General features: G+C 68.6%; 32 protein-coding genes. 15 read left to right on the forward strand and 17 right to left on the reverse strand.

Annotated elements, in window-relative coordinates; translation table 11 throughout:
• Positions 1–491: 491 nt before the first annotated feature.
• The gene (locus ACFV9G_RS13840; RefSeq protein ID WP_378728037.1) at positions 492–860 is read right to left on the reverse strand and encodes a VOC family protein; all 369 of its coding nucleotides are present in this window, start codon (positions 858–860) and stop codon (positions 492–494) included.
• Between the two features lie 47 nt (positions 861–907).
• Between ACFV9G_RS13840 and ACFV9G_RS13845 the strand changes: the two genes are divergently transcribed.
• Positions 908–1,477: a TetR/AcrR family transcriptional regulator C-terminal ligand-binding domain-containing protein gene (locus tag ACFV9G_RS13845; protein ID WP_378728038.1), complete on the forward strand. Its 570-nt coding sequence runs from the start codon at positions 908–910 to the stop codon at positions 1,475–1,477.
• A gap of 13 nt (positions 1,478–1,490) precedes the next feature.
• Here ACFV9G_RS13845 and ACFV9G_RS13850 read toward each other — a convergent pair whose 3' ends face one another.
• Positions 1,491–1,886 carry a TIGR03618 family F420-dependent PPOX class oxidoreductase gene (locus ACFV9G_RS13850; protein ID WP_378728039.1) on the reverse strand — a complete coding sequence of 132 codons (396 nt, stop codon included), beginning with the start codon at positions 1,884–1,886 and terminating at the stop codon, positions 1,491–1,493.
• Between the two features lie 202 nt (positions 1,887–2,088).
• On the opposite strand from ACFV9G_RS13850, the gene ACFV9G_RS13855 reads away from it, so the two are divergent.
• Positions 2,089–2,541 (forward strand): winged helix-turn-helix transcriptional regulator, encoded by a 453-nt coding sequence (locus ACFV9G_RS13855; RefSeq protein WP_378728040.1) that lies wholly within the window; start codon positions 2,089–2,091, stop codon positions 2,539–2,541.
• A 1-nt stretch (position 2,542) separates the two neighbouring features.
• On the opposite strand, the gene ACFV9G_RS13860 is transcribed toward ACFV9G_RS13855, so the two are convergent.
• Positions 2,543–3,088 (reverse strand): GNAT family N-acetyltransferase, encoded by a 546-nt coding sequence (locus tag ACFV9G_RS13860; RefSeq protein WP_378728041.1) that lies wholly within the window; start codon positions 3,086–3,088, stop codon positions 2,543–2,545.
• A 60-nt stretch (positions 3,089–3,148) separates the two neighbouring features.
• Between ACFV9G_RS13860 and ACFV9G_RS13865 the strand changes: the two genes are divergently transcribed.
• Positions 3,149–4,732 (forward strand): flavin monoamine oxidase family protein, encoded by a 1,584-nt coding sequence (locus tag ACFV9G_RS13865; RefSeq protein ID WP_378728042.1) that lies wholly within the window; start codon positions 3,149–3,151, stop codon positions 4,730–4,732.
• Entirely contained in the window at positions 4,732–5,388 is a 657-nt protein-coding gene (locus ACFV9G_RS13870; RefSeq protein WP_378728043.1) for a Rid family hydrolase, read from the forward strand. Before ACFV9G_RS13865 ends, ACFV9G_RS13870 begins: the two co-directional genes overlap by 1 nt.
• 70 nt (positions 5,389–5,458) lie before the next feature.
• Here ACFV9G_RS13870 and ACFV9G_RS13875 read toward each other — a convergent pair whose 3' ends face one another.
• The 3 genes from ACFV9G_RS13875 to ACFV9G_RS13885 form a co-directional block, all read right to left on the reverse strand.
• The gene (locus tag ACFV9G_RS13875; protein ID WP_378728044.1) at positions 5,459–5,677 is read right to left on the reverse strand and encodes a hypothetical protein; all 219 of its coding nucleotides are present in this window, start codon (positions 5,675–5,677) and stop codon (positions 5,459–5,461) included.
• 87 nt (positions 5,678–5,764) lie between these two features.
• Entirely contained in the window at positions 5,765–7,177 is a 1,413-nt protein-coding gene (locus tag ACFV9G_RS13880) for a flavin-containing monooxygenase (RefSeq protein ID WP_378728045.1), read from the reverse strand.
• A 59-nt stretch (positions 7,178–7,236) separates the two neighbouring features.
• Positions 7,237–7,884, reverse strand: a complete 648-nt coding sequence (locus tag ACFV9G_RS13885; protein WP_378728046.1) for a TetR/AcrR family transcriptional regulator — start codon at positions 7,882–7,884, stop codon at positions 7,237–7,239.
• Between the two features lie 131 nt (positions 7,885–8,015).
• On the opposite strand from ACFV9G_RS13885, the gene ACFV9G_RS13890 reads away from it, so the two are divergent.
• From ACFV9G_RS13890 to bfr, 5 genes are all read left to right on the forward strand, one after another.
• Positions 8,016–9,581, forward strand: coding sequence for a bifunctional 3-(3-hydroxy-phenyl)propionate/3-hydroxycinnamic acid hydroxylase (locus ACFV9G_RS13890; RefSeq protein ID WP_378728047.1), 1,566 nt, complete (start codon positions 8,016–8,018; stop codon positions 9,579–9,581).
• A 77-nt stretch (positions 9,582–9,658) separates the two neighbouring features.
• Complete coding sequence (locus ACFV9G_RS13895) at positions 9,659–10,585, forward strand: VOC family protein (protein WP_378728048.1); 927 nt, start codon at positions 9,659–9,661, stop codon at positions 10,583–10,585.
• A gap of 1 nt (position 10,586) precedes the next feature.
• Positions 10,587–11,435, forward strand: coding sequence for an alpha/beta fold hydrolase (locus ACFV9G_RS13900; RefSeq protein ID WP_378728049.1), 849 nt, complete (start codon positions 10,587–10,589; stop codon positions 11,433–11,435).
• A gap of 67 nt (positions 11,436–11,502) precedes the next feature.
• Positions 11,503–11,706: a bacterioferritin-associated ferredoxin gene (locus ACFV9G_RS13905; protein ID WP_091044234.1), complete on the forward strand. Its 204-nt coding sequence runs from the start codon at positions 11,503–11,505 to the stop codon at positions 11,704–11,706.
• Positions 11,707–11,790: 84 nt separating this feature from the next.
• Positions 11,791–12,279, forward strand: coding sequence for a bacterioferritin (gene bfr, locus ACFV9G_RS13910; RefSeq protein ID WP_378728050.1), 489 nt, complete (start codon positions 11,791–11,793; stop codon positions 12,277–12,279).
• Between the two features lie 27 nt (positions 12,280–12,306).
• Here bfr and ACFV9G_RS13915 read toward each other — a convergent pair whose 3' ends face one another.
• The 4 genes from ACFV9G_RS13915 to ACFV9G_RS13930 form a co-directional block, all read right to left on the reverse strand.
• Positions 12,307–12,693 (reverse strand): VOC family protein, encoded by a 387-nt coding sequence (locus tag ACFV9G_RS13915; RefSeq protein WP_378728051.1) that lies wholly within the window; start codon positions 12,691–12,693, stop codon positions 12,307–12,309.
• Between the two features lie 10 nt (positions 12,694–12,703).
• Positions 12,704–13,294, reverse strand: coding sequence for a hypothetical protein (locus ACFV9G_RS13920; RefSeq protein WP_378728052.1), 591 nt, complete (start codon positions 13,292–13,294; stop codon positions 12,704–12,706).
• 121 nt (positions 13,295–13,415) lie between these two features.
• On the reverse strand, positions 13,416–14,933 hold the full coding sequence (gene glpK, locus ACFV9G_RS13925; RefSeq protein ID WP_378728053.1) for a glycerol kinase GlpK: 1,518 nt from the start codon (positions 14,931–14,933) through the stop codon (positions 13,416–13,418).
• Between the two features lie 96 nt (positions 14,934–15,029).
• Positions 15,030–16,121, reverse strand: a complete 1,092-nt coding sequence (locus tag ACFV9G_RS13930) for a TDT family transporter (protein WP_378728054.1) — start codon at positions 16,119–16,121, stop codon at positions 15,030–15,032.
• A gap of 76 nt (positions 16,122–16,197) precedes the next feature.
• Here ACFV9G_RS13930 and ACFV9G_RS13935 point away from each other — a divergent pair, with 76 nt between their 5' ends.
• A complete protein-coding gene (locus ACFV9G_RS13935; protein ID WP_378728055.1) occupies positions 16,198–17,085 on the forward strand; it encodes a LysR substrate-binding domain-containing protein in 888 nt (295 codons plus the stop codon).
• 12 nt (positions 17,086–17,097) lie between these two features.
• Here ACFV9G_RS13935 and ACFV9G_RS13940 read toward each other — a convergent pair whose 3' ends face one another.
• From ACFV9G_RS13940 to ACFV9G_RS13955, 4 genes are all read right to left on the reverse strand, one after another.
• Positions 17,098–17,871, reverse strand: a complete 774-nt coding sequence (locus tag ACFV9G_RS13940; protein ID WP_378728056.1) for a MerR family transcriptional regulator — start codon at positions 17,869–17,871, stop codon at positions 17,098–17,100.
• A 53-nt stretch (positions 17,872–17,924) separates the two neighbouring features.
• Positions 17,925–18,689 (reverse strand): ABC transporter permease, encoded by a 765-nt coding sequence (locus tag ACFV9G_RS13945; RefSeq protein ID WP_378728057.1) that lies wholly within the window; start codon positions 18,687–18,689, stop codon positions 17,925–17,927.
• Positions 18,686–19,483: an ABC transporter ATP-binding protein gene (locus ACFV9G_RS13950; RefSeq protein ID WP_378728058.1), complete on the reverse strand. Its 798-nt coding sequence runs from the start codon at positions 19,481–19,483 to the stop codon at positions 18,686–18,688. The genes ACFV9G_RS13945 and ACFV9G_RS13950 overlap by 4 nt, the downstream gene beginning before the upstream one ends.
• Before the next feature lie 81 nt (positions 19,484–19,564).
• Positions 19,565–20,023 carry an Lrp/AsnC family transcriptional regulator gene (locus tag ACFV9G_RS13955; RefSeq protein ID WP_378728059.1) on the reverse strand — a complete coding sequence of 153 codons (459 nt, stop codon included), beginning with the start codon at positions 20,021–20,023 and terminating at the stop codon, positions 19,565–19,567.
• 63 nt (positions 20,024–20,086) lie between these two features.
• Between ACFV9G_RS13955 and ACFV9G_RS13960 the strand changes: the two genes are divergently transcribed.
• Positions 20,087–20,746 carry a LysE family translocator gene (locus ACFV9G_RS13960; RefSeq protein WP_378728060.1) on the forward strand — a complete coding sequence of 220 codons (660 nt, stop codon included), beginning with the start codon at positions 20,087–20,089 and terminating at the stop codon, positions 20,744–20,746.
• A gap of 7 nt (positions 20,747–20,753) precedes the next feature.
• Here the strand turns inward: ACFV9G_RS13960 and ACFV9G_RS13965 are convergent, their stop codons facing one another.
• The gene (locus ACFV9G_RS13965; RefSeq protein ID WP_378728061.1) at positions 20,754–21,143 is read right to left on the reverse strand and encodes a DUF1801 domain-containing protein; all 390 of its coding nucleotides are present in this window, start codon (positions 21,141–21,143) and stop codon (positions 20,754–20,756) included.
• A gap of 103 nt (positions 21,144–21,246) precedes the next feature.
• Between ACFV9G_RS13965 and ACFV9G_RS13970 the strand changes: the two genes are divergently transcribed.
• Positions 21,247–21,705, forward strand: coding sequence for a MerR family transcriptional regulator (locus ACFV9G_RS13970; protein WP_378728062.1), 459 nt, complete (start codon positions 21,247–21,249; stop codon positions 21,703–21,705).
• Between the two features lie 32 nt (positions 21,706–21,737).
• Positions 21,738–22,784, forward strand: coding sequence for an NAD(P)-dependent alcohol dehydrogenase (locus tag ACFV9G_RS13975; RefSeq protein WP_378728063.1), 1,047 nt, complete (start codon positions 21,738–21,740; stop codon positions 22,782–22,784).
• A 15-nt stretch (positions 22,785–22,799) separates the two neighbouring features.
• Here ACFV9G_RS13975 and ACFV9G_RS13980 read toward each other — a convergent pair whose 3' ends face one another.
• Positions 22,800–23,576, reverse strand: coding sequence for a pentapeptide repeat-containing protein (locus tag ACFV9G_RS13980; protein WP_378728064.1), 777 nt, complete (start codon positions 23,574–23,576; stop codon positions 22,800–22,802).
• A 28-nt stretch (positions 23,577–23,604) separates the two neighbouring features.
• Positions 23,605–24,525 carry a patatin-like phospholipase family protein gene (locus ACFV9G_RS13985; protein WP_378728065.1) on the reverse strand — a complete coding sequence of 307 codons (921 nt, stop codon included), beginning with the start codon at positions 24,523–24,525 and terminating at the stop codon, positions 23,605–23,607.
• A gap of 58 nt (positions 24,526–24,583) precedes the next feature.
• Between ACFV9G_RS13985 and ACFV9G_RS13990 the strand changes: the two genes are divergently transcribed.
• Both ACFV9G_RS13990 and ACFV9G_RS13995 read left to right on the forward strand, forming a co-directional pair.
• Entirely contained in the window at positions 24,584–24,952 is a 369-nt protein-coding gene (locus ACFV9G_RS13990) for a pyridoxamine 5'-phosphate oxidase (RefSeq protein ID WP_378728066.1), read from the forward strand.
• A 63-nt stretch (positions 24,953–25,015) separates the two neighbouring features.
• Positions 25,016–25,924, forward strand: coding sequence for an NAD(P)H-binding protein (locus tag ACFV9G_RS13995; protein ID WP_378728067.1), 909 nt, complete (start codon positions 25,016–25,018; stop codon positions 25,922–25,924).
• Positions 25,925–25,935 lie beyond the last annotated feature (11 nt).

Below are 25,935 nucleotides of genomic sequence, written 5' to 3' on the forward strand. Positions count from 1 at the left end.
CTTCGTCTTACCCGACTTTAGCGGAGTGTTTCTCGCTTTCGCAATTCGGCGCGTTCCGCGCTTTCCCGCTGAAAGTTTGAAGCCTTATCCGCCTCAGTCCTGGAGGACTTTAGTGGCTTTCGCTCTAATCACCAATTCGGGAAACCCGCGGTGTTTATCGCTTTAAACCGGGCCCACTCATGGCCGTGCTGATCTGGTTGAACCAGACCCTGAGGTTCCTTTGTCGATTCGAAGATCAACATCTAGAACACCCTGGCTCGAGCGATGCTCGAAGAGTGGAGGTGGCCGCTCCGGGGCCGGAAGCCCGCCCGAAGACTCGCGCTTGCTTCCCGCCGCACCCTGGCGACTCGGAGAACACTACACACACCCTGACGCCGTTTCAAATCGCCAGGGCAACTTTTTTTCGTGCGATGTTCTGGGCTCCACTCTAGACCCCCGGGACAAGGCCCGGGGGCCGTTGAGTCACACGGCCCGACCCTCGTGCACCTTGGTCAGGCAGGCGTGAAGAGCTCGACCGGGTTGCCGGCCGGGTCCTCGATCACGGCCTGGGCGCCGCCTCGGCCATCGATGCGGCTGGTCCGTACCCGCGCACCGGCTTCGCTCAGGCGCCGGAGCTCCTGGTCGACGTCGGGCACCTCGAGCTGGATGCGGCCCCAGCCACCGGGGCTCGGGACCTTGCCGTCGTCGGCAGCCTGCCCGGCACCACCGGCACCCGGGCAGTTCAGCATCAGCCGAAGACCGCGGCCCTCGAGCATCGCGAAACCGCCTGCTCTCGGGCCGACGTCCTCGAACCCGAGCTCGCGGTAGAAGGCGACGGCGGCAGGGATGTCGTCGACGATGTAGCGGAATCCGGGAATCATCTGTCTCTCCTTTCTGCAACACTACTGTTGCATAGTACGCTCCGTGCATGACTTCTCGTCAAGGGCGGACAGACCCCCGAGTGGTGCGCAGTCGGGAAAGAGTGCTCGAAGCTGCGCTCGCGGAGCTCGCCGAGCGGGGATACGGCGGATTCAGCATCGATGGCGTGGCGACGCGCGCCGGGGTTGCCCGGAGCACCATCTATCGGCTCGGCCACGACCGGCTCAGTCTGGTCGCCGCGGCGATGGAGACGCTCAACGTGCAACCGCGACCGGAGGCCGGCGGACAGGACCCGCGCGCCGATGTGGTCGCGATCGTCACCCACCTCGCCTCCGCCATGCAGTCGTCCCTGATGTCCGACTGTCTTCCGGCCGTGCTCGACGGCGCCGAGCGCGACGCCGGCTTGAGGGACCTGCATCACCGCTACAGCACGGAACGGCGTACGCGGCTGGTCCATGCCCTCGTCCGGATGCAGGAGTCGGGGCAGGATGTCGGGGATCCGGAGCGCGCGGCGGAAGCCTTGGCGGGTGCGGTGTTCTATCGGCGGCTGATGACACCGGAGCCGCTGCGTACGGACGAGGTCGAGGGGTTGGTGGCGACGGTTCTCGGGGAGCCGTGAGCCTGCGGCCCGATCAGCCGACGCCGAGGTGCTGGTGGTCGAGGTCGATCAGGGCGACCGCGCGGTCGCCGAACGCGTCGACGTCTCGGGGGTAGGGCGCGCCGGTATATCGGGTAGCGATCTCGTCGATGATCTCCCAGCGGCGCTCGTCCTCGATCCAGTCGACGACGCGGCCTCGGAGGATCACCGGCATGAAGTCGTTGTCCTGGGGTGCCAGCGAGAGTGCGATGCGTGGGTCGGTGTGGAGGTTGCGGTACTTACGGCCTCGGTTGCCGGTCAGGAAGACGACATGGTCGCCATGGGTGCCGATCCAGACCGGGGAGGTGCGCGGGGCGCCGTCGGGTCCGATGGTGGCGACGTGAGCCAGGTTGGTGCCGTCGAGAAAGACGCGTACGTCGGGGTCGATCATCGTTCTTCTCCTGAATGGTCAGCGGATGACGCGGTAGTGGAGGTGGGTGACGCCGGGTGCGGTGCGCCGCCCGTGTCCCAGCCGGAGTCGTCGTAGGTGTTGCGGACGGCGAGGCCTCCCGTGCGTCGGAGTTTCCTGAAGAGACTCTGTGACCGTAGCACCCTGAGTTCCTTCAGGGAACCCCAACTGGTAGATTCGGGGCATGCAACGTACGAACTTCGGCGACATGGCCTGCTCGATCGCGCGCACGCTCGACGTGATCGGGGAGCCGTGGTCGCCGCTCGTGCTGCGCGACATCTGGGTCGGCATGAACCGGTTCGACCAGATCCAGGCCGATCTCGGGATCTCCCGGAAGGTGCTCACCGAGCGGCTCGCGCATCTGGTCGAGCACGGGGTGCTGGAGAAACAGGCCTACGACAACCGGCCGCGCTATGAGTATGTGCTGACCGAGAAGGGGCGCGAGCTCGTCGACATCCTGATGGTGATGGTCGGCTGGGGTGACAAGTGGCTCGCCGGCGAGGCCGGGCCGCCGGTGCTCTACCGGCACCACGCCTGCGAGGAGATCGGACACGTCGATCTGCGCTGCTCCCACTGTGGCGAGCCGATGCACGCCGACGACATCGACGTGCTGCCCGGACCCGGGGCGGCGGAGTAGCTCAGCCGCCGGCGCCCAGCGCCTCGAGAGCGGCGCCGTCGATGCGGTGGACCTCCCACTCGTCCTGCGGGACCGAGCCGAGGGAGCGGTAGAAGGCGATCGACGGCTCGTTCCACGTCAGCACCCACCACTCGAGGCGGCGCCAGTCGTTCTCGACGCAGATCTCGGCGAGACGTACGAGAAGGGCCTTGCCTGCGCCGGCGCCACGGTGGGCGGGGTCGACGAAGAGATCCTCGAGCCAGATGCCGTTGCGGCCGGTCCAGGTGGAGAAGGTGACGTACCAGACCGCGATGCCGATGACGGTGCCATCACTCTCGGCGGTCAGGCAGCGCGTGGTCGGGGTGCCGGACTCGGGGAAGAGCGCCGTGGCGAAGTCGGTCTCCGTCGCCTCGACCGCGTCGGGCTCCTTCTCGTAGACGGCCAGGGCGTGGACGAGGCGGAGGATCTCGGGTACGTCGGCGGGAGCTGCATCGCGGATGGTGACGGTCACGGCCCCAAGGCTACTGACGAGTTGGAGAACAAGCGTTCTAGCGAGACGCAAACGCAATCACGCTGCAACAACGGCTTCCTACGTTTCGGGGCGTCCCCAACAGAACGGATCCCCCACATGACTCAGACTCAGTCACGTCGGAACTTCCTGCGCAACGTCGGCCTCGCCGGCGGCGCGGGAGTCATGCTGCACAGCATGGGTGCTCTCGGGCTCACCTCGGCTCACGCCGCGGAGACCCCTGGCTTCACTCCTCCCAAGCCCTCCGATCTCGCCCGGGCCGGCAGCAAGTCGGTCGTGATCCTCGGCGGCGGCATCGCCGGGCTCACCGCTGCGTACGAGCTGCTCAAGGGTGGCTACAAGGTCACCGTGCTCGAGGGACGCGAGCGGCCGGGTGGCCGCAACTTCACCGTGCGCGGCGGGACCCGGGTGACGGATCTGAACGGGGTCACCCAGGTCGCCGGGTTCTCCAAGGGGCAGTACATGAACGCCGGCCCCGGCCGGCTGCCGCAGAGCCACATCACGCTGGACTACTGCAAGGAGCTGGGCGTCCCGATCGAGGCGTTCACCAACCAGAACGCCAACGCGCTGCTCTACTACCCCGGCGACCACGGCATCGGCGCGGTGCAGATGCGTCAGGCGAAGGCGGACACGTACGGCTATGTCTCCGAGCTGCTCGCGAAGGCGACCGACAAGGGTGCCCTCGACGAGGAGCTGACCGCCGAGGACAAGGAGGCGCTGATCTCGTTCCTGAGGAGCTTCGGCGACCTCGGCTCCAAGGCGGAGGGGTACGCCTACACCGGCTCCAGCCGCGCGGGCTACACGGTCGAGCCGGGAGCCGGACAGGAGTCCGGCACCGAGGTGGCACCGAACGCGATGAGTGCGGTCCTCGCCGCCGGCCTGGGCCAGTACTTCTCCTTCGAGTTCGGCTACGACCAGGCGATGATGATGTATCAGCCGGTGGGCGGCATGGACGCGATCCCGTACGCCTTCGCCAAGGCCGTCGGGGCGCGGAACATCCGCTACGGGGCCGAGGTCGTGGAGTGGAAGAACACCTCGACCGGCGTCTCCGTGGCGTACAAGGCACGCGGGAAGACCGAGACCATCGAGGCCGACTTCGCGATCAACTGCATGCCGCCGCACATCGCGGCCAAGGTCCCGCACAACCTCGGCACCGACGTCACCGCGAGCCTGAAGTCCTTCGGGCCCTCGAACGCAGGCAAGATCGGGATCGAGTACGACCGGCGCTGGTGGGAGGAGGACTTCCGCATCTACGGCGGGATCACCAACACCCGCCTCGACCTGCGCAACATGTGGCACCCGTCGTACGGCTTCAACGGGGACAGGGGCACGATGATCGGCTACTACAACACCGGGAGCGCGGCCGACACCTACGGCGTGCTCACCCCGGCCCAGCGGCTCTCGCGGGCGGTGGACCAGGGCAAGCAGATCTTCGGGGACGTCTACGGCGAGGGCATCACCGCCTCCTACAGCCAGGACTGGAAGACGCAGAAGTTCTCCGAGGGAGCCTGGGCCTACTCGACGACCGCCGACAGCGATCCGCTCTACACCCGGCTGCTGGACGCCACTGGCAACACGTACTTCGCGGGCGATCACCTCAGCCACTCCGTGGCCTGGCAGCACGGCGCGATCACGGCTGCCCGGGCGGCCGTCGAGAAGCTGCACGCGCGGGTGACGGCATGATGTCGCCGCGTACGAAGGTGGTGGCCGTGGTCGGGTTGACCGCGGCTCTGGTCGCGCCGACGGCGGCGGTCGCCGGAAGCAAGTGGTCCCCGTTCCCCCCACGTGGCGGCGAGACGATCTCGGTGCTGCCGGCGGGACAGGACAACCCGTCGATCGCCAACGGCGTCGCGATCGGGCCGGAGGCCGCGATCTACAAGACCAGCGGACTCGGTCCGTCCCGGCTCAACACCGGGGCGAGCGGGGAGGCGGCCTACATCGACACCGCGGTGTTCCCGGGTGGTGAGCTGCCGCCGGGCGTGACCATCACCGAGGCCCAGGGCATCAACGTGCTGCGCCGGATCGGGGAGAACCTCGAGGCGGCCGGGCTCTCCTACGACGACGTGATCACGATGCGGGTCTTCCTGCAGAACCCCGCGGGCGAGGCGAAGATGGACTTCGCGGGCTGGAACCGGGCCTACCGGCAGTTCTTCGCGAACACGTCCGTCTCGACGGGCGAGGCGGTGCCGGTGCCCCTGGGCTCTGCTGCGCCAGCGGCTCCGATGGTCGTCAACCCTGCCCGACCGTCGCGGTTCGCGCTCGAGATCGAGAACCTGCCCGTGGACGGCTGGCTGGTCGAGGTGGAGGTCGACGCGGCCTATCCGACGAAGAAGAAATAGGTCCGTCGGAACGAGAACGCCTCCCCGAGCAGTGCTCGGGGAGGCGTTCTCCTGTCAGCTCTGATGATTCTCAGAGCTTGGAAAGCTTGGGGAAGGGGCTGGCGATACGCACCAGCCGGGGACCGAAGTCGACAGTGACTGCGGCCGTTTCTTTGTTGACGACCCGACCCAGGCCGAAGGAGTCGTGGGAAACCATGTCCCCAGACTCGAACTGCTCAATGACCGGCTCGGGATCTGCCTTGAAAGGACTCGCGGCGAAGTGTCGCCGCCGGGGGGTTGAGGTAGTCATCCCTTCGAGTATGTGGCCTACCACACGGATAAGGGAAGGAACAGATCGGGCACAAAGCCCCTTCAGGACCCCATCGAGGGTGAACGCTCAGGCGGACGCGTAGTCGTCTTTCTCGTAGCTGGCGCTGCGTCGATAGCGCGCCGAGATGCTGGGCCAGTTGGTGGTGATCCGGCCGTTCTTCTCCCGATACCAGGAGCTGCACTTGCTCCAGACGCTGTCGGCGAGCTGGTCCTGGATCCGGGCGTCGTAGGCCTCCTCGACATCGGCCCGGATCTCGAGCGGCCCCGCCTCAGCGATGTGATCGGCGTAGCGGCCCAGATAGCGGGCCTGGGTCTCCAGGAAGTAGATGATCGATCCGCCGCCGGTGTTGGTGTTGGGGCCGTACATGATCAGCAGGTTGGGGAAACCGGGGACGGTCATGCCGTGGTAGGCGTGGGCACCGTCCTTCCAGTGGGTGTGCAGGTCGCGGCCCTGGGTGCCGGCGATCGTCATCGGGACGAGGAAGTCGGTGGCCTTGAAGCCGGTGCCCCAGATGATGACGTCGGCCTCGTGGTGCTGCCCGTCGGCGGTCGTGACGCCGGTCGAGGTGATCTCGGTGATGTCGTCGGTGATCAGGTCCACGTTGGGCTGGGCGAGGGCCGGCAGGTAGTCGTCAGCGAAGAGGACACGCTTGCAGCCGAACGCGTAGTCGGGCCACACCTTCTCGAAGAGCCCGGGCTTCGCCGCGGTCTGAGCCCGCATGTGCCGCTTGGACCAGGTGCGCATCACCGCGGCGAGCGGCTTGATGTGGAAGGTCGTGGTCAGCCACTCGGCCTGGGTCCAGATCTTCGCGCGGTTGAGGAGCTGCGGGATCGGGTGGGCGGGGTCGGTGCGCTCGAAGTCCTTGCGCGGAACGATGTAGGGCGCCGTGCGCTGGAAGAGGAGCACCTTCGCCGCGTCCTTCCGCACCTCGGGTACGAACTGGATCGCGCTCGCCCCGGTGCCGATCACCGCGACCCGCTTGCCGGTGAGGCTGAGGTCGTGGTTCCACTCGGCGGAGTGGAACACCTCGCCCCGGAAGGTGTCGGCGCCGGGAATGTTCGGGATCGATGGCCGGGAGAGCTGGCCGACGGCGGGTACGAACAGGTCGACCGTCCCGGTCTCCCCCGTGCTGAGCTCGAGCTGCCAGGTCTTCGCCTCGTCGTCCCAGCGGGCCGCGGTCACCTCGGTGTGGAACCGGATGTGGCGGCGTACGTCGTACTTGTCGACGACCTGGTGGATGTAGTCGAGGATCGCGGGCTGGCGGGAGAACTTGTGGGGCCAGTGCGGGTTGGGCTCGAAGGAGTAGGAGTAGAGGCTGGACGGTACGTCGCAGGCGGCGCCCGGATAGGTGTTCTCGCGCCACACACCGCCGACGTCTCCGGCCTTCTCGAACACGACGATGTCGTCGTGGCCGCGCTTCTTGAGCTCGATCGTGGCGGCCAGGCCGCCGAAGCCGGTGCCGATGACTGCGATGCGCAAGGGATCCTCCGAGGGCCGGGAGCAACAGTGTGACCTGGACCATACCGGGAGAATGTGAATCAGGCGTCACGCAGGGAGGAAACGATGGCCTCGCCGAGGGCTGCGATCGCGTCGCCCAGCTGCTCCATCTGGCTGGCGACGGTGTGGGACGCCTCGGCGTTGGCGGCGATGAAGGCGCCGTCGAAGCCGGCCACACCGAAGTAGTCGAGCCGGTCGGCGACCTGGGCGGCGATGTCGTCGCCCTCGTCGGCGAAGGCCGCACGGATCATCTGGTTCATCCGCACCCGGCCGTCGGCGCGCACCCGGCCGAGGATCTCGGCGACCTCGGTTTCGTCGGCCTCCTCGCTCAGCAGCAGCAGGATGTGCAGCCGCAAGAAGTCGGCGCGCTCGGCGAAGACCTCGGCGGTGCGGTCGAGGAACCAGCGCAGCCGATCGCGGTGCGTGCCGCCCGCGGGCGGGTCGGTCTGGGACGTACGCATCGCCTCGAAGAAGTCATCGAGCCCCCGCGCCATCACCGCCGAGAGTAGGCCGCCCTTGGAGTGGAAGTGGTGGTAGATCGCGGACTTCGGGAGACCGGACTCCGCCGAGACCACCGAGATGGAGGTCCCGGCGTACCCGCGCGCCGCCATCACCCGGGCAGCGGCGTCGAGGATCTCCTCCTGCGAACGCCGACCGCGCTTGTTCGTCCGCACCGTCTCCGTCTCCACCCGGCGAGCATAGAAGGTTCCGCACCGAGCCCTCCTGCGCCGTGGGCTTGACGATCCTCCATCGATATGTGACCGTAACCACACAAGATTGGAACGATCGGTTCAATACTTGGATTGGAGGACCGACTCACATGAGCCAGCACAACGCCAGCGACGTCGACGCGGATGTCGCGATCGTCGGTTACGGCCCCACCGGCCTGATCGGCGCACTGACCCTCGCTTCGAAGGGGGCGAGCGTGGTCGCGTTCGAGCGCGAGGAAGACATCTACGCCCGTGCCCGCGCGGTCACCGTCAACGACTGGACGATGCGGATCCTCCAGGAGCTCGGCGTCGACGAGCGGATCGGATCCGTCATCGAACCGCAGCGCGCGCTGCGCTGGGTGACGTACGACGGCCACGAGGTCATGCGCGTCGAGCACCCGCCCTCAACCCTGGGCACCCTGGGCCGCAAGCCGCGCTTCTACAACATCTACCAGCCGAGCATGGAGGCCGAGCTGCGCGCCTGCGGCGAGGCGTATGACGCTCTCGACGTGCGTTACGGCACCGAGGTCGTGGGCATCGAGCAGGACGAGAACGGCGTCACCGTCACCGCGCGCGACCTCGCCACCGGGGAGGAGACCACCACCCGCGCGCGGTACGTGATCGCCGCAGACGGCGGGTCGTCCCCGGTTCGCAAGATGCTCGGCGTCCCGATGCACGGCGAGACCGTTGACACGCTGTGGATCGTTATCGATTGCCGGGTCAAGCGCTGGTGGCCCGACCGCGACTTCCTCACCTTCTGGACCGACAAGGACCGCCCAGTCGTCGACATCGCGCTCTCCGCCGGCAACCACCGCTGGGAGATCCCGCTCAAGCCCGACGAGACCGAGGCCGACTTCGCCACCAGCGCCGAGGTCTGGCCGCTGCTCAAGGCGCTCGGCGTCACCGAGGACGACGTCGAAATCCACCAGCACGCCTTCTACCGCCACCACGTACGCATGGCCGAGACGTTCCGCTCCGGCCGGGTCTTCCTGGCCGGCGACGCCGCCCACCTGATGCCGCCCTGGGCCGGTGCGGGCATGCAGACCGGGATGCGCGACGCGCACAACCTCGGCTGGAAGTTGGCCGGCGTCGTGGCAGGCCACCTCGAGGAGGCCTGGCTAGAGACGTACGAGGCCGAGCGCCGTCCCTCCGCCGAGCTCTACACCCGGCTCGCCGTCGGCCTGGGCCGGGTGATCAAGCAGGAGGCGACGCCCGAGGAGCTCGACGCGATGACCCGGGTCCCGGAGGGTCTGGTGACCCCGTGGGAGCCACCGCTCAACGCTCCGCCCATGCTCGCCGCCGGCTGGATCACCGGTGAGATCGGCGACGCCTCGATCGTGGGCCGGTACGTCCCCCAGCCCCTGATGTGCGACGCACTCGGCCACATCGAACGGCTCGACCAGTTGATGCCGAAGGGCTTCGTCCTGCTCGGCGCCGACCTCGACCCAGCGAGCGCACTCACCCCGGAGCAGAAGGCCGGCTGGGACGCCCTCGGCGCCTCCTATGTCGCGGTCCGCACCAAGACCCGGCACACCGAGGGCGCCGGCGACCTGGTCGATCTCGAGGAGGCGCTGCTGCCGTGGTTCGAGCGGTACGGCGCCCGCGTGATCGCGGTGCGCCCTGACAAGTTCGTCGCCGCCGCCGACACCTCCGACCTCACCGTCCCCGCGCTCTGATCCGCCCCACCGACCAGGCCTTAGGCGGACTTCCCCCGTCCGCCACGGGGCCAATCCCACCACCGGAAGGAAGAGAAATGACTGGAGTCAAGGAGCTTGCCTACGTCGTCTACGAGGTCTCCGACCTGGCCGACTGGGAGCACTTCGGTGTCACCCTGCTCGGCATGCAGCTCGGCGACAAGCTGGACAACGGCTTTACGCTGCGTACCGACGGAAAGTGCCACCGCTGGGTCATCACCGAAGGCGCCGCCGACGACCTGGTGCGCAGCGGCTACGAGGTCGAGTCCATCGCCTCGCTGGAGGCGCTGGTCGCCAGGCTGCGCGATGCAGGCGTCGAGGTCACCGAGGGTGATCGCGAGCTGGCCGCCGCGCGCAGGGTGGACCGGATATTCGTCTGCGCCGACCCGATGGGCAACCAGATCGAACTGGTCACCGGCCACGCCGACGCCGAGACCCCGTTCCACAGCGACGCGCTGCTCGGCGCGTTCGTCACCGGCCGGGGCGGCGCCGGCCACCAGGTGCTGCTGTCCAAAGGTGTCAGCCGGGAGACGTACCTGGCCTTCTACCAGGACCTGCTCGGCTTCAAGATCTCCGACATCATCGTCGAAGAGCTGGCGCCCGGGATCGTCGCCGATCTGATCTTCCTGCACTGCAACCCCCGCCACCACACGGTCGCCTTCGGGGACATGCCGCACCCGAAGAGGACCCACCACTTCATGGTCGAGGTCACCGACATCCGCGACGTCGGGACGGCCTGGGACCGCTGCCTCGCGCACGGCCAGCCGTTCGAGATGACGCTCGGCATGCACCCGAACGACAACATGTTCAGCTTCTACGTGAAGACGCCCTCGGGCTTCGCCGTCGAATACGGCTGGGGTGGCCTGCTCATCGACGACGACACCTGGGAGGTCAAGACACTCGACAGGCTGAACAACTGGGGCCATCACCCGATGGCGGCCGAGGTGAGCTGGCTGCAGGCCGCGATCGCACAGGAGAGCATCTGACATGGCACTGACCGAGACCGACGTCGCCCGCGACGTCACCACCGCCGACTTCACCATCCACTACAACGAGGCCGGCCCCGCCGACGGTCCCGCTGTTGTCCTCGTGCACGGCGGTGGCCCCGGCGCCACCGGGTGGAGCAACTACTCACCCAACATCGAGACCATCGCCGCGGCCGGCTTCCGGGTCGTCGCCCCGGACCTTCCCGGCTGGGGTGCCTCGTCCGAGGTCGACTTCGTCGACTACGAGCCTCTGGACGCGCTCTGCCAGCTGCTCGACGCCCTCGGCATCGAGCAGGCCGCGTTCGTCGGCAACTCGATGGGTGGCCACACCTCGATCCGGATGGCCATCGAGCGCCCGGAGCGCGTCTCCCACCTGATGACCATGGGGGCACCACTCCAGCTCAAGCCGTTCCTCTTCGGCGCGACCGGCCCGTCCGAGGGCATCAAGATCATGTACGCCGGCTACACCGACTACACGCCCGAGGCGATGAAGCGTCTGGTCGAGATCATGGTTTTCGACATCGCACGGTTCGCCACCCCGGAGCTGTGCGAGGAGCGGTCGGTGGCCGCGTCCAAGCGGCCGGAGCATCTCGCCAACGTTGCCAAGGCCGGCATCCGCGGACCGATCCCGATCTGGGCCGACCTGGACCGGCTCGCCGAGATCACCGCCCCGTCGTTGCTGATCCACGGACGCGACGACCGTGTCGTCACCTTCGAGGGCACCCTCTTCGCCGCAGCCCGGATCCCCGACAGCCGCGCACACATCATCAACCGGTGTGGCCACTGGGCCCAGCTCGAGCACGCCGACGAGTTCAACCGGCTCGTAATCGACTTCGTCGCCAACAACTGACGATCTCCGAAGGTAAGAAGTGAGACGCCATCTCGTTACTTTGCTTAGGGTCGGCTAACCTAATTCCATGATCGTCTGCCAGTGCCGAGTCGTCACAGACCGTGACGTCGACGTCGCGCTGGCCGACGGCGCCCGCACGGTCAGTGCGATCTGCCGCTCCACGGGCGCCGCCCAGGACTGCGGCTCATGCATCTTCTCGGTGAAGAAGATCGTCACCCGGCACCTCGAGCACGAGTGCTCGCAGCTGGCTGCCGACGGCGCCGCGAGCTGACGCAACCGGTCACAAACTGAGTCTGTCCTCACTCCCGGGGTGCCGTGCGAGTATCGGGACAGATCCCGTTACCGGAGGTACGTCATGCAGCCAGTCGATCCACGCGTCGTCGAGCTCCTCAACGAGGCGCTCACGTTCGAGCTCACCGTCACCAACACGTACTTTCTGCATGCTCGAATGCTCGACAACTGGGGCCTGCCCAAGCTCGGCAAGGTCTTCTACGACCTCTCCATCGACGAGATGCGCGACGCCGACGACCTGATCAACCGGATCCTGATGTTCGACGGCCACCCCAACGTGCAGCGGCTCAACGCCATCGAGGTGGGTGAGACCGCCGAGGAGATGCTCTCCCTCGCCCTGGCGAGCGAGCGCGCCGCGGTCACCCAGTTCAACGCCGGCGGCGCGGAGTGCCACCGGCTCGGCGACCACGGCACCGCTGCCGTCTTCGAGGAGATGGTCCGCGACGAGGAGAAGCACGCCGACTGGTTCGAGTCCCAGCTCGACGCGATCGATCGCGTCGGCCTCCAGGCGTACCTGGCTCAGCACGTGGGTGCGGGCGAGGGACCCGGCTGAGCGACCGGGCCCCGTCCGCCCTCTGCGTCAGGCAGGCGCCATGTCGTCGATGCAGAGGATGTTGTCCTCGCTGTCCTTGAACCAGGCGGCGTGCCCTGCCTCGCCCATCCCGGCGACGTCGCCGTCCCAGGTCATCCCGGGCATGTCGTAGTGCTCGAAGCTGACGCCCTTGGCGCCCAGGGCGTCGACCTCCTTGCGGACGTCGGCCACGTGGAACTGGGCGATCGTGTGGCCGGCCTTGCCCGCCTGGTCGGTCTCGTAGAGGTGGAAGGACGTCCCTCCGGACGTCGTGTAGACCAGCCCGCCGGGGTTCTCGTCGGCCGGCTCGAGGCCGAGCTTGTCGGCGTAGAAACGACGAGCCCGCTCGATATCCGCGGCAGGGATGTTCGCCATCACGCGGCTGTCGGTCAGCATCTCGGCCTCCTCAGGCGCTCTCGAACCAGGGGCGGTGGAGGTCGTAGTAGGTCGCGCCCTGCATCGCGTAGTCGAGCTCCCGGCGTACGTCGGCCGGGGGCTCGAGCTGCTCGCCCTTGCGCGCCGCGTCCTCGCTGGTGAACGCGACGGTCTCGACGAAGCTGCCGTCCGCCTCGATCGCGAGGGTGCCACCGAGGATCTCCGGGCGCATCTCGTGCAGCTGCGTGGTGTCGGCCATCATCGCCTTGAGCCGGCTCGGGTCGTCGACACGGCCACGGATGATCTGCACGAACCCGGCTTCGTCGGAGCCGCCGTCGAAGAGCAGCGTGACGTCGTCGCAGTCGTGGAACTCCATCGGCCCGTCCATGACCTCGGCCATCTTCGCCGCCCACTCGCCCTGCTCGGGGCGGTCGGAGTTGGCCATCGCCATCTCCCGGGACTCGAAGCGGACCACCCCGATGAGCTGGCCGTCGTCGGTGAATCCGTAGGTGCCGCCGAGCCACCCGGTCGCACTCGGCGCGAGGTCACGGCGCCACTCGTCGAGCAACTGGTGGGCCTCGTCCTGCCGGGTACAGGGCCCCTGGATCATCTGGATGAACATGCTGCCTCCTCGGTCGTCGGTATGCCAACGGGCCGGTCGAGGCAGTCGCCGGGCCCCGGCCGGGCCCTCTTCGCAACGTACGTCCGCAGGGTCGGCGCGCACATACCCCAAAAGGGCGTTTTCAGTCGACGTCGACCCAGTTCAGGGTGCGGTCGACGGCCTTCCGCCAGCCGGCGTATCCGGTCTCGCGCTGCTCCTCGCTCCAGGCCGGCTGCCAGCGCTTGGACTCGTTCCAGTTCTGGCGGAGCTCGTCGGTGTCCTGCCAGAAGCCGACGGCGAGCCCGGCCGCGTAGGCGGCTCCGAGCGCGGTGGTCTCGGCGACGACAGGGCGGCTGACCTCGACACCGAGGACGTCGGCCTGGATCTGCATGCACAGCTCGTTGGCGGTGATGCCGCCGTCGACCTTGAGGACCTCGAGGCGTACGCCGGAGTCCTTCTCCATCGCTTCGGCGACGTCACGGCTCTGGTAGCAGATCGCCTCCAGGGCCGCGCGGGCGATGTGGCCGCTGTTGTTGAACCGGGACAGGCCGACGATCACGCCGCGGGCGTCCGAGCGCCAATAGGGGGCGAAGAGACCGGAGAAGGCCGGGACGAAGTAGACCCCACCGTTGTCCTCGACCTCCTTGGCGAGGGCCTCGACCTGCGTGGCGTTGCTGATCAACCGCAGCTGGTCACGCAGCCACTGCACCGCGGAGCCGGTGACGGCGATCGAGCCCTCCAGTGCGTACGCCGGTGGCTGGTCGCCGAACTGGTAGCAGACCGTGGTGAGGAGGCCGTTCTTGGAGCGGACGAGTTCCTGGCCGGTGTTGAGCAGCAGGAAATTGCCGGTCCCGTAGGTGTTCTTGGCCTCGCCCGCGTCCAGGCAGACCTGCCCGACCATGGCGGCCTGCTGGTCGCCGAGGATGCCGGTGATCGGGATCTCGCCGCCGAGCGGGCCGTCCTTCAGCGTGGTGCCGTAGGCCTTGGGCTCGGAGGAGGGCCGGATCTCGGGGAGCATCTGGCGAGGGATGTCGAAGAAGCCGAGGAGCTCCTCGTCCCAGTCGAGGGTCTCGAGGTTCATCAGCATGGTGCGGCTGGCGTTGGTGACGTCGGTGACGTGTACGCCCCCGGTGGGACCACCGGTCAGGTTCCAGACGATCCAGCTGTCGGTGGTGCCGAAGATGGCGTCGCCGCGCGCCGCGGCCTCGCGGACACCGTCGACGTTCTCCAGGATCCACTGGATCTTGCCTCCGGAGAAGTACGTCGCCGGCGGGAGCCCGGCCTTGCGGCGGATGATGTCGCCGCGTTCGTCCTTGTCGAGGCTGGAGGCGATCCGGTCGGTGCGGGTGTCCTGCCAGACGATCGCGTTGTAGTAGGGCCGTCCGGTCCTCTTGTTCCACACCACGGTGGTCTCGCGCTGGTTGGTCACGCCGAGCGCGGCGATGTCCTCGTCCGTCAGGCCCTTGCTGCCGAGCGCGATCTGGATCACCGCCCTGGTGCGCTCCCAGATCTCCACCGGGTTGTGCTCGACCCAGCCGGCCTGCGGCAGGATCTGCTGGTGCTCCAGCTGGTGGCGGGCCACCTCCTTACCGCTGTGGTCGAAGATCATGCAGCGAGTGCTCGTGGTGCCTTGGTCGATGGCAGCGACGTAGTCGGGCATGTCGGTCCTCTCTGGTGTGCGGGCTCCCTTGCCTACCGATCGTTCCTACCTCTTACAGGGCTTGGAAGACCAGCACCGTCGCCGCGCCGCTCGACCTCAGTGCTGCATTTCCATCTGGCTCTGACGACCTTGCGGTAGCGGGACTGCCGTGACTGGCTGATCGGCGAACAGCCGCAACGTCGCGTACGCAGCAGCGAACCACCCCACCAGCAACCCGAGCGTCGCGAGCCCGGCAGCGATCTCGAAGAGCGCCAGCCCCGTCGCCGCGGCGAGGGCGCTGCTGCCCGTGGCGACGGTCCCGACCGGGAACGTGAACGACCACCAGGTCGGTGCCACCGGCAGCCCGTCGCGGACCTGGCGCACCGTCAGCGCGAGCGCCAGGGCGGTCCACAGGACGGTGAAGCCCCACACCGGCACGCCGTAGCAGACCGCGAGCATGCCGAGCGCATGCCCGTAGTCGGGCACGACCGAGGGCGCGAGCACACCGAGGTGGTGGACCGCCGTGGTCGACTGCCCCAGGAAGCCGAGCACGATCCACACGGTGGGCAGGGTCGCCGGGGCGAGGGCACCGTGGCGGACGAGCCGCTGCCAGAGTTGGTTGAGCACGAGCAGGCCGGCGATGACGGTCAGGCCGAAGAAGGCGTAGCAGACGATCAGGAGGGTCTCGCGGGGCTGCCCGGCCGGGAGGTGCGGCACGAGCGCGGCGCCGGTCGTCGCCGAGACCATCGGGGGTACGACCGGCATCAGCCAGCCACCGGTCGCGCTGTCGTCGGCGACCCCGTGACGGGTGATCGCCCGGTACGGCACCGCGATCGCGGTCCACAGGCCGAGGAGGGTGCCCGTCGCCCACAGCACTGCGGCCAGCGTGACGGCCGTGCGGGCACCGAGCACGTCCTGGCCGGCACCGACCGCGCCGGCGCCGACGGTCATGAGCGCCATCGCCGGAGCCCCGTAGAAGTGGGACATCACCGGGTCGTCGTAGTGGCGGCGCAGCAGCGAGCGCTCCTGACGGATGCCGAGCAGCATGACCGTGACCGTGGCCGCCAGGAGGGCGGTTGCCGCCACCCAGAACGCCAGCGCGAGCGGCATCGCTCCCGGAACCCGGAAGGGAAGACCGGGCAGGACGACGGCGACGATGCCGGTGCCCATGGTGGCTGCGTACCAGTTCGGACCGTAGGGGAGCCTCATGTCTCCATGCTCGGCGCGGCCGCGGAGCACCGGTAGCACCCAGATGACTGTGGGGTCACAGGGATATCCTGTGACCATGCTGCCCGACATCCCGTCCCTCCGCCTGCTCACCGACGTCGCCCGGTTGGGCAGCATCGGTGCCGCCGGCCGCGCGGCGGGGATGTCCCAGCAGTCCGCCTCGGAGCGGCTGCGCACGATGGAGACCCAGGTCGGACTGGTGCTCGTGCAACGGGCACATCGGGGATCGGCGCTGACCCAGGCGGGGAAGCTGTTGGTCGAGTGGAGCGCTGACCTGCTCGAACGCGCCGACGAGATCGAGAACGCGCTGCAGACGCTGCGCCGCGGGCGCTCCGACGAGCTGCACGTGCACGCGTCGATGACGACCGCCGAGCACCTGCTCCCCCGCTGGCTCGTCCGGCTGCGGCAGCAGCGACGGGTCGCGGTGAGCCTTCGGGCAGCGAACTCCGAGGACGTCGTCACCGCGGTACGTCAGGGGGAAGCGGACCTGGGCTTCGTCGAGGGCCCGGTCGACACCGCGGGACTCGCCACCGCGAAGGTCGGCGTCGACGACCTCGTCCTGGTCGCGGCGCCCGACGACCGCTGGGCACGTCGCCGCGCGGGGATCAGCCCGCGCGAGCTCGCGACACGTCCGCTGACGTGCCGCGAGCTCGGGTCCGGCACTCGCGCGGTCGTGGAGTCCGCGCTGGCGGCCAGGGGCGAGCGGCTGGCAGACCCCGAGGTGGAGTTCGCGACGAACGCCGCGATCCTCGCCGCCGTACGCGCCGGCGGGTCACCGGCGTTCGTGTCGAGCCGGGCGGCCCAGGCCGACGTCGACCTGGGCACCCTCGTCGCTGTTCCGGTGGCGGAGCTGGACCTGTCCCGAGAGTTCCGAGCCGTATGGGTGGGCGGTGGGCGCCCACCCGCGGGCCCGGTGCGCGATCTCCTCGGGATCGCCGGCGCCTGAGGCGTACGTCCTCTACTTCTCGATCCGCTCGAGCTTGGTCCAGCCGGTGTAGCCACGCTTCTCGACCAGGCGCATGAGGTCGCGGGCGACGGGGACCTGCTCGACGAACATCGAGTCGAGCAGGTCGGCGAGCTCGTCGGGCATGGCCTGGTCGCCGTCGACATAGACTGCCCAGTCCTCCTCCGATACCGCGTTCATCTGGGCGACGATCTGGTCGGCGATGGTCTCCAGGCGCGGGTCGCCGGGCTGCCAGTCGAGCATGCCTTCCATCTGCTTGTAGGTCTCCACGACCGAGGGGTCGTCGAGCTGGCCGACCTTGTTGCGGATGAAGGCCTCCATGCTCTGCGGCTGCTGGGCGGCGACGAGGATCCAGGCGTCGCGCTCGCCCTCGATCATCCGCTCCGGGATGCCGAGCTCGCGCATCCGTTCCAGATAGGCGACCGCCTCCGGCGGGAGGGCGAGCCCCTCGCCGTGGACGAGCCGGGCGATCCGCTCGCGGTGGCCCTGGAGCTCGCGGATCTCGAGACGGAGGCGCTTGTCGATCTCACCGACCGCCTTCTTGAAATCGTCGTCGCCGGCGTCCAGCAGCTCCTTGACACGGGAGAGCGGGACGCCGGCGTCGGCGAGGATGCGGATCTTGATCAGGTCGACCACGGCAGCGGCGTCGTAGCGTCGGTATCCCGAGTGGTCGCGCTCTGGCTCCACCAACAGCCCTTTGGCGTGGTAGTGGCGCACGGCCCTGACGGTGACACCGGCGTACGACGCCAGCTGGCTGATCGTGAGCATCCCCGAATAGTGGCGGGAACGCCGTACTTTGTCTCGTGGTTTTGCCGCGTGGTTCAGGAGAACTTGCGGCGGTAGGCGGCGGTGGCCAGGACGTACGCGACGACCAAGAGGCCGATGCACCAGGCCAGCGCGATCCACAGCTCGTTGCCCGGGTCCTCCCCGGCGAAGATCGCCCGGATGGTGTCGACGATCGAGGTGACCGGCTGGTGCTCGGCGAAGGCCTGCACCGGGCCGGGCATGGTGTCGGTCGGGACGAATGCCGAGCTGAGGAAGGGCAGGAAGATCAGCGGGTAGGAGAAGGCGCTGGCGCCCTCGACCGTGCCGGCAGTCAGGCCCGGGATCACCGCGAGCCAGGTCAGCGCGAGGGTGAACAGAGCCAGGATGCCGATGACCGCGAGCCAGTCGAGCACGCTCGCGCCGGTGCGGAAGCCCATCAGCAGGGCGACGAGCACCACCACGACCAGCGAGACCATGTTCGCCACCACCGAGGTGATCACGTGACCCCACAGCACCGCCGAGCGGGCGATCGGCATCGACTGGAACCGGTCGAACATGCCGCCCTCCTTGTCCTGGAAGAGCCGGTACGCGGTGTAGGCGATGCCCGAGGCGATGGTGATCAACAGGATGCCGGGTAGCTGATAGCTGACATAGCTCTCGTGGGAGCCGGTGTCGATCGCGCCGCCGAAGACGTACACGAACATGAGCATCATGGCGACCGGGGTGATCGCGGTGGTGACGATGGTGTCGGGGCTGCGGCCGATGTGTCGCAGGGAACGGCCGGTCAGGACGGCGGTGTCGCCGAAGAATCGGGTGGTCATCGTGACTCCTTCACGTTGTTCGTGCTGGCGGACTCGCCGTTGGACTTGCTGGTGATGGCGAGGAAGATCTCCTCGAGGGACGGCTGCTTCTCGACGTACTCCTGCTTGGCCGGCGGGAACATCGCCTTGAGCTCGGCGAGGGTTCCGTTGGCGATGATGCGACCCTCGTGGAGGATCGCGATCCGGTCGGCGAGCTGCTCGGCCTCCTCGAGGTACTGGGTGGTGAGCAGGACGGTCGTGCCGCGGTCGGCGAGCTCCTTGACGGTCTGCCAGACCTCGATCCGGGCCTCCGGGTCGAGACCGGTGGTCGGCTCGTCGAGGAAGATCACCGGCGGGTTGCCGATCAGGCTCATCGCGATGTCGATCCGGCGGCGCATACCACCGGAGTACGTCGCGACCTTGCGGCCGCCGGCCTCGGTGAGCGAGAACCGGGCGAGGAGCTCATCGGCGACCCCGCCGGGGTTCTTCTGGCGGAGCAGCTTGGCGATCAGGATGAGGTTCTCGCGGCCGGTCAGGACCTCGTCGACGGCGGCGAACTGGCCGGTGAGGCTGATGGACGTGCGTACGTCCTGGGCCTGGGTCGCGACGTCGAAGCCGTTGACCGTCGCCTGGCCGCCGTCCGCCTTGAGGAGCGTCGTCAGGATCTTCACGGTCGTGGTCTTGCCGGCGCCGTTGGAGCCGAGGAGGGCGAAGATGCTCCCCTTCTCGACGCTCATGTCGACGCCCTGGAGGACGTGCACGTCGCCGTAGGACTTGGTCAGTCCGGCGATCTCGATTGCTGGTGTCGGGTTCATGTCGAATAGCGTCGAGGGTTGACCTTGGGTCAAGGTCAAGCGATAGTTCCGACCTTTTTTCGACGACCCCGATCGGGCGGGTCAGTCGTTGCTCTTGACGGCCTTCATCGTGGGGTGAGAGACCATCCGGTGGACGCCCGGGAGCGGGTACATCTTCTCGGTCTGGAAGCGTTCGAAGGCGTTGCTGTCGGCGACGTCGACACGGATCACGTAGTCGATCTCGCCATAGACCCGCCGCATCTCGGTGACCTCGTCGTAGGAGGCGACCATCTCCTCGAACTGGTCGACGACCTCCTTGCTGGTCATCGTGATCTGGACCAGCAGATAGACACAGAAGTCCCGACCCGAGGCGACCGGGTCCAGCCGGGCGCGGTAGCCGGCGATCACCCCGGACTCCTCCAGGCGCCTGACCCGGCGCAGGCACGGGGCGGGTGTCAGGCCCACCCGGGAGGCGAGCTCGACGTTGCTCAACCGGCCGTCGATGGTCAACTCACGGAGAATTGCTCGATCAGTGGCATCAATGCTCGTCATATTGCTCATCTTCCACCATAAGGGACATTATCAGCAATCAAAGTGCGTCAAACGAGCGATAGAATGGCGTCCATGCTGGAACAACTGGTCGCCTTCGCCGCGACGTCGCTCGTCGTCATCGTCGTCCCCGGTCCGGACATGATGCTGACGCTGCGCAACGCCGCCCGCGGCGGGCGCGCCGGGGCACTCTGGACCGCGGCGGGCATCATGACCGGCCTCGCCGTCCTCGGCACCGCGGCGGCTCTCGGCATCACCGCGCTGCTGACCGCCTCCCCCACGCTGTTCCAGATCGTCCGGGTCGCCGGCGGCATCTATCTCGTCTACCTCGGTGTGCAGGCGCTGCGCGCCTATGTCCGTGCTCGCAGGGAGCACCGGACGCCGGGGGTCTCAGTGGCGGCCGCCGCCGTCCTCCGCCCCGGAACCGGCGGCATCGCGCGCTCGACATGCTTTCGCCAGGGACTGCTGAGCAACCTCCTCAACCCGAAGGTCGCGGCCTTCTACCTCTCGCTGTTCCCGCAGTTCGACCTCTCGCCGCTGGCGCCCTTCGCCCAGCACATCGCGCTCGCCGCGACGTTCTGGGTGCTCTGCCTGGTCTGGTACGCCGGACTGATCACCGTCATCACCCGGCTCGCGCCCCGCCTGCAGTCACCGGCGTTCGCGCGGCGTACCGAAGGACTGGCGGGCACCGCGATGATGGGTCTCGGCGCCCTCGTGCTCACCGGGTCGGCCTGAGCCGAGCTCAGCCCTTCTGCAGACGGCGCCAGCCGCCGGCGCGGTTGTTGGCCACGATGGCGCGAAGCAGCTCGGTCAGCGCCGGGCGGTCGATCGGGTCGTCCCGGTAGATCTGGATGGCTCGCCCGGTGGCGTTGCCGTGCCCCTGATTGATGATCCCGGCCGGGTCGGGGACGGTCGGGTCGTAGAGGAACAGGTTGACGTGGTCCTTGGTGGCGAGCAGGGCGCAGACGTTGCCCTGCAGCACGAAGTAGGGCTGGACCGTCCGCTTGATCGTCTCCTCGATCTCCGGGTCGGCGTCGTGGATGATCTCGCGCAGCTCGCGGCAGATGTCGCGCTGCCACTCGGGCAGACCGTCGAGGTAGGCGTCGACTCCGGCATGGGTGCGGATGGTCATGATCGCAATGTAAACCCGGCCTCCGGGCACCCGGCAAGGCGATAAACAAATCGACAAATCATCTCTTTGACTTCAAGTACTTGAAGTTCTTAGCGTCTTTGGTGTGACTGCATCAACGACTCGGACGTACACGATCCGAGAGGTGGCGACGCTGACCGGGCTACCGGCCAGCACCCTGCGCTACTACGAGACGATCGGGCTGACCTCGCCGGTCAGCCGCGGCGCGAGCAGCGGACACCGGGTCTACGACGAGACCGACCTGGACCAGCTGACCGGCGTCGCCTGCCTCGCCGCGATCGGCCTCTCGATCGACGACATGAGGACGTACGTCGCCAACAGCCGCCTCGGCCGCGACGGCGCCGAGGAGCAGATCGACCTGCTCATCGGCCATGCCGAGCACCTCGCCCGGGAGGCCGAGCACCTCGAGCTCCGACGGGCGTATGTCGGTCTCAAGACCGACTACTGGCGAGCCGTCTCCGCGGGCGACGAGGCCCGCGCCGAGGAGATCGGCGATCGGGCACACGCGATCGCCGACCAGATCCGCAGCCGCGAGAACCACTGATCCACCTATCTCAGACCCCAGGAGAACCATCCATGCGCGTCAACGCGTACGCAGCACCTTCCGCCGGCGAGCCGCTGGCCCCGATCACCATCGAGCGCCGCGAGGTCGGCGCGAACGACGTCCTCATCGCGATCGAGTACGCCGGCATCTGTCACTCCGACATCCACACCGTCAACGGTGACTGGGGCCCGCAGCCGTTCCCGGTCGTCCCGGGCCACGAGATCGTCGGCCGCGTCACCGAGGTCGGTTCGGCCGTCACCGACCACCAGGTCGGCGACCGCGTCGGCGTCGGATGCTTCGTGAACTCGTGCCGTGAGTGCGACCACTGCCGCAACGGCGACGAGCAGCACTGCTCGACCCCCGGCGGCGGCGTCGGGACGTACGCCGCGAAGGACCGCGACGGTTCGTTCACCCAGGGCGGCTACTCGACCCACGTGGTCGTCGACGCCCACTTCGCGCTCAAGGTGCCCGAGGGCATGGACCCCGCGGCCGCGACGCCGCTGCTGTGCGCCGGCATCACGACGTACGCACCCCTGAAGAAGTGGGGCGCCGGCCCGGGCAAGAGGGTCGCGATCGTCGGCCTCGGCGGGCTGGGCCACATGGGCGTCAAGATCGCTCACGCGATGGGCGCCGAGGTGACCGTGCTGTCGCAGTCGCTGAAGAAGCAGGAGGACGGTCTGCGTCTCGGCGCCGACCACTACTACGCCACCTCCGACCCGGCGACGTTCGAGACGCTGAAGAACAGCTTCGACCTGATCGTGAACACGGTCAGCGCCGAGATCCCCGTCGACGACTACCTCGGGCTGCTCGACGTGGACGGCACCCTGGTCAACGTCGGTGCCCCGCCCGAGCCGCTGAGCGTCAACGTGTTCTCGCTGCTCACCAACCGGCGCAACTTCGCCGGCTCGATGATCGGCGGCATCGCGCTGACCCAGGAGATGCTCGACTTCTGCGCCGAGCACGGCATCGGCTCCGAGGTCGAGGTGATCGCGGCGGACCAGATCAACGAGGCGTACGCCCGGGTTCTGGCCTCCGACGTGCGCTACCGCTTTGTGATCGACACCGCCACGCTGGCCTGAGTCCGCTGCGGGGCTCTAGCCCCAGTGGGCGGGCCGGTCGCGCCCTGCGGGCAGGCGGGTGGTCCCGTCTCCTCGCAGGGCGTTGACCTGCGCCTGGCTGAGGAAGAGGACCCGGGAGAGGTCAGCGCCCGCGACGGCCGCGTCCCGCAGATCCGCACCGAGCAGGTCGGCATCGGCGAGGTCGACGCCCCGCAGGTCGGCGGCCACGAGGAGCGCGCTTCTGAGATCGGCACGACGCAGGTCTCGCCGGCGCAGGTCGCGACCGACCAGGTCGGCGCCCGCCAGCGCCTGACCCGCGGGGTGGCGGATCTCTGCACTCACGCGACGGAGCGCGCTCCCGGCGGCCGCGCGGAGTGCGCCCACGTCGGTCGCGAGCACCTGGTCGGCAGAGCCGGCCGCCGCGGCGGAGACCTGCACGGTCAGCTCGGCGAGGTCGGGCGACGGGCGTCGCTCGGCGGCCTCCTCGAGCAGCGCCAGCATCTCGTGCAGGTTCCGCATCACGGCGAAGACGTCGAACATCTCCTGCCGCAACGCCGGCTCCGTGCGCCAGTCGGCACCACCGAAGGTCACCTGGGTGACCTGCTGACCTGCGCCGAAGCACTCGAACACGGTGCAGCCCGCATACCCGCGGTCCCGCAGCCGGTCGTGGATCCCGCAGCCGAAGTCGGGTCCGAGGTGGCGGCAGGGATCGCCGCCCGCCTTGTCCTCCGGGAAGTCCGCCGAGCGAGTGAAGGGCAGCGCCACGCAGCACAGGCCCGCGCAGCGGGAGCAGTCGGACCGGTAGGTGCTCATCGGAGGCAGGGTACGCCGCTGGGCTGCGTCAGCATCCGGCGTCGTCGAGCGCCTTGGCCGTCAACTGCCGGCCGAGCTCGATCATCTCGGTGGCGCGATGGAAGTCGAGCGTACGGGCGGCGTCGACCGGCACGGTGATCAGGACGTCGGGCGGCAGCCCCGCCAGCCGGTAGCGCGCGATCATCTCCTGCATCGCATCCCACGACAGCGTCATGATGTCGGCGACGCGCAGATCGGGCTGAGCGCGGTTCGACTCTGCCTTCGGGGCCGTGGTCATCTCGCCGCCGATGCCCAGCTTGTCGCGGAGCCGCCGGAAGACCGTCGTACCTTCCTCGTCAGCGGTGACGTCGGCGGAGTTCTCGACCACCGGCGACTGCGTCCCGCGCTGGGTGCGCGGGCCCTGCAGCGAGACCGCGATGGTCAGGTCGGCCGGGGTAGCGGCGGTCGGGGCCATCGGCAGCGGGTTGAGCAGGCCGCCGTCGACGAGCACCCGGCCGTTCCACATCACCGGCAGGAAAACGCCGGGGATGCCGATCGAGGCCCGGATCGCCTTGACCAGCGGGCCGCGCTGGAACCACACCTCACGGTGCGACTCCAGGTCGGTCGCGATCGCGGTGAACGGGATCGGCAGATCCTCGATGAGCTGCTCGCCCAGCAGATTCTCGAGCTCTGCGACGACGCCGTCGGCGTTGAACGCACCGCCTGCCCGCCACTTCGGGTCGAGCAGCCGCAGCACGTCGATCTGACGCAGCCCCGTCGCCCAGCCGGCGAAATCCTCGTCCTTGCCGGCCGCGACCAGGCCGCCGACCAGCGCCCCCATCGAGGTGCCCGCGACCGCCACGATCTCGTGTCCCCGCGCCCGCAGCTCCTGGACGACGCCCAGGTGGGCGTAGCCCCGTGCGCCGCCTGCCCCCAGGGCGAGCGCGACCCGCTTGCCATTCGTCGCCATGCCTCCATGATCCCCGATACCCCGCGGGAGCTCTGCACGTTGGACTAGCGTGCCGGATATGAGCATCCCGGTCGCGCTGTCCGATCTCGCTGCCACGCTCGAACGCTTCGGCAGCGGTTTCCTGCTGACCACCGCGGGCGAGCGGATCAAGGTGGTGGTCGTGGACCCGGTCGTCGAGGGCTCGACGCTGCGGATCTCGGATCCGGGCGGTGGCACCCGTGCGAACCTCGCCGCGAACCCTGTGCTCACCTTGACGTACGCCCCGCTCACGCCGCGCGAGCATGCGCTGATCGTCGACGGCACCGGCCGGGTCGAGGGATCCGATGTCCTCGTGACGCCGACCGGCGCCGTGCTGCACCGGCCGGCATCGCACGCGTCCGGGCCGATCTCCGAGGACGGCTGCGGGCAGGACTGCCGTCCGGTCTGACGTCGGCGAGGAGCCGTCCGCGCGTCGCGTCGCCGGGCATGACGGCGTCCGTAGGCTCGACCCATGGAGACCTCCACCACCGTGCTCGTCACCGGCGCGACCGGGTTCATCGGTCGGCGGCTGGTCGCGGAGCTGACCGAACGCGACCTCACGGTGCGCGCCATGACCCGGCGGCCGGACGACTACGACGGCCCCGGCGAACCGGTAGGTGCCGACGTCGACGACCCGACCACCCTGTCGGCAGCGCTCGACGGGGTCGATGTGGCGGTCTATCTGGTGCACTCGCTCGACCACGACGACTTCGAGGAGCGCGACGCCCGGGCCGCACGGTCCTTCGGGACCGCCGCCGCCCGGGCCGGGGTGCGCCAGATCGTCTATCTCGGCGGGCTCGGCGACGACGGGGATCTCTCACCCCACCTGCGCTCTCGCCGCGAGGTCGAGACCCTGCTCGGCGAGGCCGGTGTCCCGGTCACGGTGCTGCGGGCCGCGATCGTGGTCGGCCGGGGTGGCGTCTCCTGGGAGCTGACCCGGCAGCTGGTCAAGAACCTCCCCGCCATGGTGGTGCCGAGGTGGACCGCCACCCGGACGCAGCCCGTCGCCGTCGACGACGTGATCCGCTATCTCGCCGGTGTCATCGACAACGAGGATGCGATCGGCGAGGTCTTCGAGATCGGCGGCCCCGAGCCGATGACGTACGTCGACATGCTGACAGTCGCCTCCGAGGTGGCCAACGGCCGATCGATCCCGGTCGTCGCCGTGCCGGTGCTGACGCCTCGGCTGTCGTCGTACTGGCTGGCACTGGTGACCGACATCGACGTGACCACCGGGCGCAATCTGATCGACTCCATGACCACCGAGGTGGTCGTACGGGACCGTCGCATCCTCGATGTCGTGCCCGGCGAACCGCTGCCCTATCGGGAAGCCGTACGTCGCGCCCTGGCCGAGCGGCTGGCCGACGAGAACGCCCTCTGAGCCGGCGGTGT

Source organism: Nocardioides sp. NPDC059952, from assembly GCF_042730435.1.
In the GTDB taxonomy this organism is placed as follows: domain Bacteria; phylum Actinomycetota; class Actinomycetes; order Propionibacteriales; family Nocardioidaceae; genus Nocardioides.